3 protein-coding genes and 1 pseudogene are annotated in these 5,575 nt (G+C 73.1%); all 4 read right to left on the reverse strand.

Annotation, left to right across the window (positions count from 1 at the left end; genetic code table 11):
* Positions 1-304: 304 nt before the first annotated feature.
* Positions 305-2,374: a 3-hydroxyacyl-CoA dehydrogenase NAD-binding domain-containing protein gene (locus NCC78_RS26710; RefSeq protein WP_250797925.1), complete on the reverse strand. Its 2,070-nt coding sequence runs from the start codon at positions 2,372-2,374 to the stop codon at positions 305-307.
* On the reverse strand, positions 2,371-3,567 hold the full coding sequence (locus NCC78_RS26715) for a thiolase family protein (RefSeq protein WP_250797927.1): 1,197 nt from the start codon (positions 3,565-3,567) through the stop codon (positions 2,371-2,373). The genes NCC78_RS26710 and NCC78_RS26715 overlap by 4 nt, the downstream gene beginning before the upstream one ends.
* A gap of 268 nt (positions 3,568-3,835) precedes the next feature.
* Positions 3,836-5,164: a ribonuclease D gene (locus tag NCC78_RS26720; protein WP_250797929.1), complete on the reverse strand. Its 1,329-nt coding sequence runs from the start codon at positions 5,162-5,164 to the stop codon at positions 3,836-3,838.
* 214 nt (positions 5,165-5,378) lie between these two features.
* Positions 5,379-5,575, reverse strand: a pseudogene (locus NCC78_RS26725) (hypothetical protein); the annotation flags it as partial.

Raw genomic sequence — 5,575 nt, forward strand, 5'->3', positions numbered from 1 at the left:
GGCGTGCCCGGGTGCGACGGTCGGGACCAGTCACCGGGCGGTGGCGGCGCGGGGTGGCCGCAGTGCGGCGGGTGGGAACCGTGGGGCGAACCGGGCTCCGGCTGCCCGGACCAGGGATCGGCCGGCGGTGAGGACATCAGATCAGCTCCAGGCGAGGATGAGAACAGGTGATGGTAGCCAGCGGACCGCCTGCCCCGCTGCCCCGTCCCGCCGGGCCGCCAGCCGGCGGAATGCAGATCGCGGTGGCCGGCGACTCCCTCGTGGAGAGTGCCGACCACCGCGATCGTGGGGGAGCAGGGGTGGATCAGGCGCGCAGGCTGGCGACCCCGCGCGGCAGGAACCGCCGGCCGGTGATCCGCTCGGAGGTGCCGGTCCGGTCCAGGTACGGCGTGACGCCGCCCAGGTGGAACGGCCAGCCGGCGCCGAGGATCATGCACAGGTCGATGTCCTGCGCCTCGGCGACGACGCCCTCGTCGAGCATCAGCCGGATCTCCTGCGCCAGCGCGTCGAGCGCGTTCTGGCGTACCTGCTCGGCGGTGAGCGGCTGGTCGCCGACCACGAGCAGCTTGGCCACGTCCTCGTCGATCCGGTCGTCGACGACGATCGGCTGACCGGAGTCGGCGATCCGCTTGAGGTTCTCGCTGACGGAGAAGCGGTCCGGGAACGCGGTGTGCAGGGTGCCACCGACGTGGTACGCCACGGCCGGCCCGACCAGCTGGAGCAGGGCGAGCGGGCGCATCGGCAGGCCCAGCGGGTCCAGCGCGCTGTTCGCCACGTCCAGCGGGGTGCCCGCGTCGACGGCGGCGAAGACCGTGCCGAGGAAGCGGGTCAGCAGCCGGTTGACCACGAACGCCGGGGCGTCGGAGACCAGCACCGAGGACTTCCGCAGCTGCTTGCCGACCGCGAACGCGGTGGCCAGCGTGGCGTCGTCGGTCCGCTCGCCCCGGACGATCTCCAGCAGCGGCAGCACCGCCACGGGGTTGAAGAAGTGGAAGCCGACCACCCGCTCCGGGTGCTCCAGCTCCTCGGCCATCGCGCTGATCGACAGGCTGGACGTGTTCGTCGCGAGCACGGCCTCCGGCTTGACGATCTTCTCCAGCTCGGCCCAGACCTGCTTCTTGACGCCCAGGTCCTCGAAGACCGCCTCGATGACGAAGTCGGCGTCGGCGAAGACGCCCTTGTCGACCGAGCCGCTGACCAGGCCGTACAGCTTGGCGGCGGTGCCCTTGTCCATCCGGCCCTTGCTGACGGCCTTCTCGATCTGGGTGTGCACGTAGCCGACGCCCTTGTCCACCCGGGACTGGTCCAGGTCGGTCATGACGACCGGCACCTGGAGGCGGCGGGCGAAGAGCAGCGCGAGCTGGCTGGCCATCAGGCCGGCGCCCACGATGCCCACCTTGGTGACCGGGCGGGCCAGGCCCTTGTCCGGCGCGCCGGCCGGCCGCTTGGCCCGCCGCTGCACCAGGTCGAAGGCGTAGAGGCCGCTGCGCAGCTCCTCGGAGAAGACCAGGTCCGCCAGGGCCTCGTCCTCGGCGGCGGTGCCGGTGGCGAAGTCGGCGTCCTTCGCCGTCTCCAGCAGGTCCAGCGCCTTGTACGCGGCCGGGACCGCGCCGTGCAGCCGCTGGTCGAGGGTCTGCCGGGCGAAGTAGAGCACGCCCGCCCACATGTCCCGGTCGACCTCGGGCCGGGTCACGGTGACCTCACCGCGCACCACGCCGGCGGCCCACTCCAGGGATCGCTCCAGGAAGTCGGCCGGCTCCAGCAGCACGTCCGCGATGCCCATCTCGGCGGCCTGCTTCGGCTTGAGCATCTTGTTCTGCATCAGCGGGTTCTGGATGATCACCTGGGTCGCCGCCGGAATGCCGATCAGGTTCGGCAGCAGCTGCGTGCCGCCCCAGCCGGGGACCAGGCCGAGGGAGACCTCGGGCAGGGCCAGCGCCGCCGCGCCACCGGAGAGGGTCCGGTAGTGGCAGTGCAGGGCCAGCTCCAGGCCACCGCCCATCGCCGCACCGTTGACGAAGGCGAAGGTCGGGATCTCACTGTCCTTGAGCCGGGCGAAGACCCGGTGGCCGAGCCGGCCGATCTCCAGCGCCTGCGCCCGGTCGGCCAGCGCCGGCAGGCCGACGATGTCGGCGCCGACGCAGAAGATGTACGGCTTGCCGGTGACCGCGATGAACGCCGGGTTCGCCGCGAGGGCGGCGGTGATCGCCTCGTCGAGGCTGGTCAGGCCGGCCGGGCCGAACGTGTTCGGCTTGGTGTGGTCGAAGCCGTTGTCCAGGGTGATCAGGGCGGCGGGACGGTCCAGCCCCGGTACGTTCACCGGGCGCAGCAGCGCCCGGGTGACGACCTCGTTCGGTGCGGTGAGCGCGCTCACTTGTTGCCACCCTCCCAGTGCGGGTTCTCCCAGATCACGGTGCCGCCCATGCCGATGCCGATGCACATGGCGGTGAGGCCGTAGCGGACCTCGGGGTGCTCGGCGAACTGCCGGGCGAGCTGGGTCATCAGCCGCACGCCCGAGGAGGCGAGCGGGTGCCCGATGGCGATCGCGCCGCCCCACTGGTTGACCCGGGGGTCGTCGTCGGCGATGCCGAAGTGGTCGAGGAAGGCGAGCACCTGCACGGCGAACGCCTCGTTGAGCTCGAACAGGCCGATGTCGTCGATGCTCAGGCCGGCGATGCGCAGCGCCTTCTCCGTCGACGGGATCGGGCCGATGCCCATGACCTCGGGCTCGACACCGACGAAGCCGAACGACACCAGCCGCATGGCGACCGGCAGGCCCAGCTCCCGGGCGACGTCCTCGGAGGCGAGCAGGCTGGCGGTGGCGCCATCGTTCAGGCCGGCCGCGTTGCCCGCGGTGACCCTGCCGTGCGGGCGGAACGGGGTCTTCAGGGTGCCGAGCTTCTCCAGCGAGGTGTCCCGGGGAGCCTCGTCGACGGTGGCCAGGCCCCAGCCGTTCTCGTCGTCGCGGATGGCCACCGGCACCAGGTCGTCCTGGAGCTTGCCGTTGGCGTACGCCTTGGCGGTCTTCTGCTGCGAGGCGAGCCCGAACGCGTCGGTGCGGGCCTTGGTGATGTGCGGGACCCGGTCGTGCAGGTTCTCCGCGGTCGCCCCCATGACCAGCGCGGACGGGTCGACAAGCTTCTCCGCGATGATCCGCGGGTTGGGGTCGACGCCCTCGCCCATCGGGTGGCGGCCCATGTGCTCGACGCCGCCGGCGATGGCGATGTCGTAGGCGCCCATGGCGATGCCGCTGGCGACGGTGGTCACCGCGGTCATCGCGCCGGCGCACATCCGGTCGATGGCGAAGCCGGGAACGGTCTTGGGCAGGCCGGCCAGCAGGGCGGCGGTGCGGCCGATGGTGAGGCCCTGGTCGCCGATCTGCGTGGTGGCGGCGATGGCGACCTCTTCGACCCGCTCGGGCGGCAGCTGCGGGTTACGGCGCAGCAGTTCGCGGATGCAGCGGATCACCAGGTCGTCGGCGCGGGTGTTGGCGTACATGCCACCCGCCTTGCCGAACGGGGTGCGGACGCCGTCGACGAAGACGACATCGCGGACTTCACGGGGCACTTGAGCCTCCTTTTCGACCATGATTCGGCCTCTGCGCCGACAGGCGGCACTACGGATCGAATGAAGGTCGCCGGCACGGGCGTGTTCCCCCGGATGCTACTCGTCAGTAACCATCGCCGGCACCCACCCCCGTGTGGCCCACCCCACACCCCGCCACCGCGCACGCCGCCGCACCCCAAAGGCGTTGATCAAGAAAGCTTGCGTCCCGGGAACGGCCAGCAGTGGACGCAAACCTCTTGATCAACGCCCGGCGCGGAGGCGCGAGAGGTCAGGGGGTGGGGGGTGGATCGGTGAGGGCCTCGGTGAGGTCGGGCAGGAGGAGGGCGATCTGCCACTCGCGGGCGTTGAAGCCGCGCAGGGTCTCCGCCACGCTCTCCTCGTCGACCTCCTCCGGGGGGACCCAGGCCAGGCGGCGGACCGAGTCGGGGGTGATCAGGTTCTCCGGCGGCAGGTTGTGCTCGGTGGCGATCCGGACCACCACCTCACGGCAGCGGGCCAGCCGGGCCGCCGCGACCGGATCCCGCTCGGCCCAGCGGTGCGGCGGCGGTGGACCCTCGACGGCCGGCGCCACCGGCAGCGCGTCGTCGGGCAGCTGCCGGGCGTCGTCCAGCGCCGCCAGCCAGGTGCGGGCCAGCCGGCGTACCGACCGGCCACCGAAGCCGGGCAGCGTGAGCAGCGTCTTCTCGTCCTTCGGGTCCAGCTCCGCCGCGGCGACGATGGCCGAGTCCGGCAGCACCCGCCCCGGGGCGGCGTCCCGCCGGGCGGCGATTTGGTCCCGGGCGTACCAGAGGGACCGGACCCTCGCCTGGGCCCGCGCCCCGCGCACCCGGTGGATGCCGGAGGTGCGGCGCCACGGCTCGGCGCGGACCCTCGGCGGCCGGGCGCCGGTGCGGACCAGCGCGGCGAACTCCTCCGCCGCCCACTCCGACTTGCCCTGCCGGGTCAGCTCCTCGTCGAGGGCGTCGCGCAGGTCGGTCAGCATTTCCACGTCCAGTGCGGCGTAGGTCAGCCAAGACTCCGGCAGCGGACGGCTCGACCAGTCGGCCGCCGAGTGGTGCTTCTCCAGGCTGAACCCGAGCAGCTGCTCGGTCAGCGCGGCCAGGCCGACCCGCTCGAACCCGGCCAGCCGGGCGGCCAGTTCGGTGTCGAAGAGCCGGCGCGGGCGCAGCCCGAGCTCGGCCAGGCAGGGCAGATCCTGGCTGGCCGCGTGGAGCACCCACTCCGCCTCGCCGATCACCTTGTCGAGGGCGGTCAGGTCGGGCAGCGGCAAGGGGTCGATCAGCGCCGTGCCGGCGCCGGCCCGGCGCAGCTGTACCAGGTAGGCGCGTTGGCTGTAGCGGTAGCCCGAGGCGCGCTCCGCGTCCAGGGCGACGGGGCCGGTGCCGTCGGCGAAGCGGGCCAGGACCTCGTCGAGCTCGCGCGGCGTGGCCACCGGTTGGGGTGTGCCCTCGCGCGGGGCGATCAGCGGCACGGGCCCGTCGGCGGTCGGTTCGGTCCCCGCGTCCTCCGGCTCCGGCTGGGCCGACGACGGGTGGTTCGCTTGGTTTCCCGTACGGCTTTCGGCGGCCCGACGGCGCAGGGGTGGTTCGTCGGTCACCTGACAACCCTAGTGCGCGACCCGATCCCACGGGTGCAGCCGGTCCGGTGCGTGTCGGTCGGATGGCCGGCGGGTGTCCTGCGCGGAGCCGGACAACGGGGGAGACAAAGCCCGTTCGCGCAGGTAGGTTCCATCGAGCCGTTGCGCCGGTGCAGCATCATCGGGCCCGGCGGCACAGCGTCTACGGGGAGGACGTGGCGATCATGACTGCTGGCTACGGGTCGGCGGACCCGGCTCCGACGGAGGGCGGGTTCCCGCCGGGGGCGGCCCGGCCCGGGCCGTTGCCACCCCGGATCGAGCCGTCCCGGTCGTCCGCGCCGGCGTACCCCCCGCCGGGCGTCACCGGACAGCCGCCGGCCGCCGCGCCGCCCCAGGCCGCCTGGTCCCCGCCGCCGCAGTCCGGCCCGTGGG

The sequence above is a fragment of the Micromonospora phytophila genome, assembly GCF_023656545.1.
Lineage (GTDB): Bacteria > Actinomycetota > Actinomycetes > Mycobacteriales > Micromonosporaceae > Micromonospora > Micromonospora phytophila.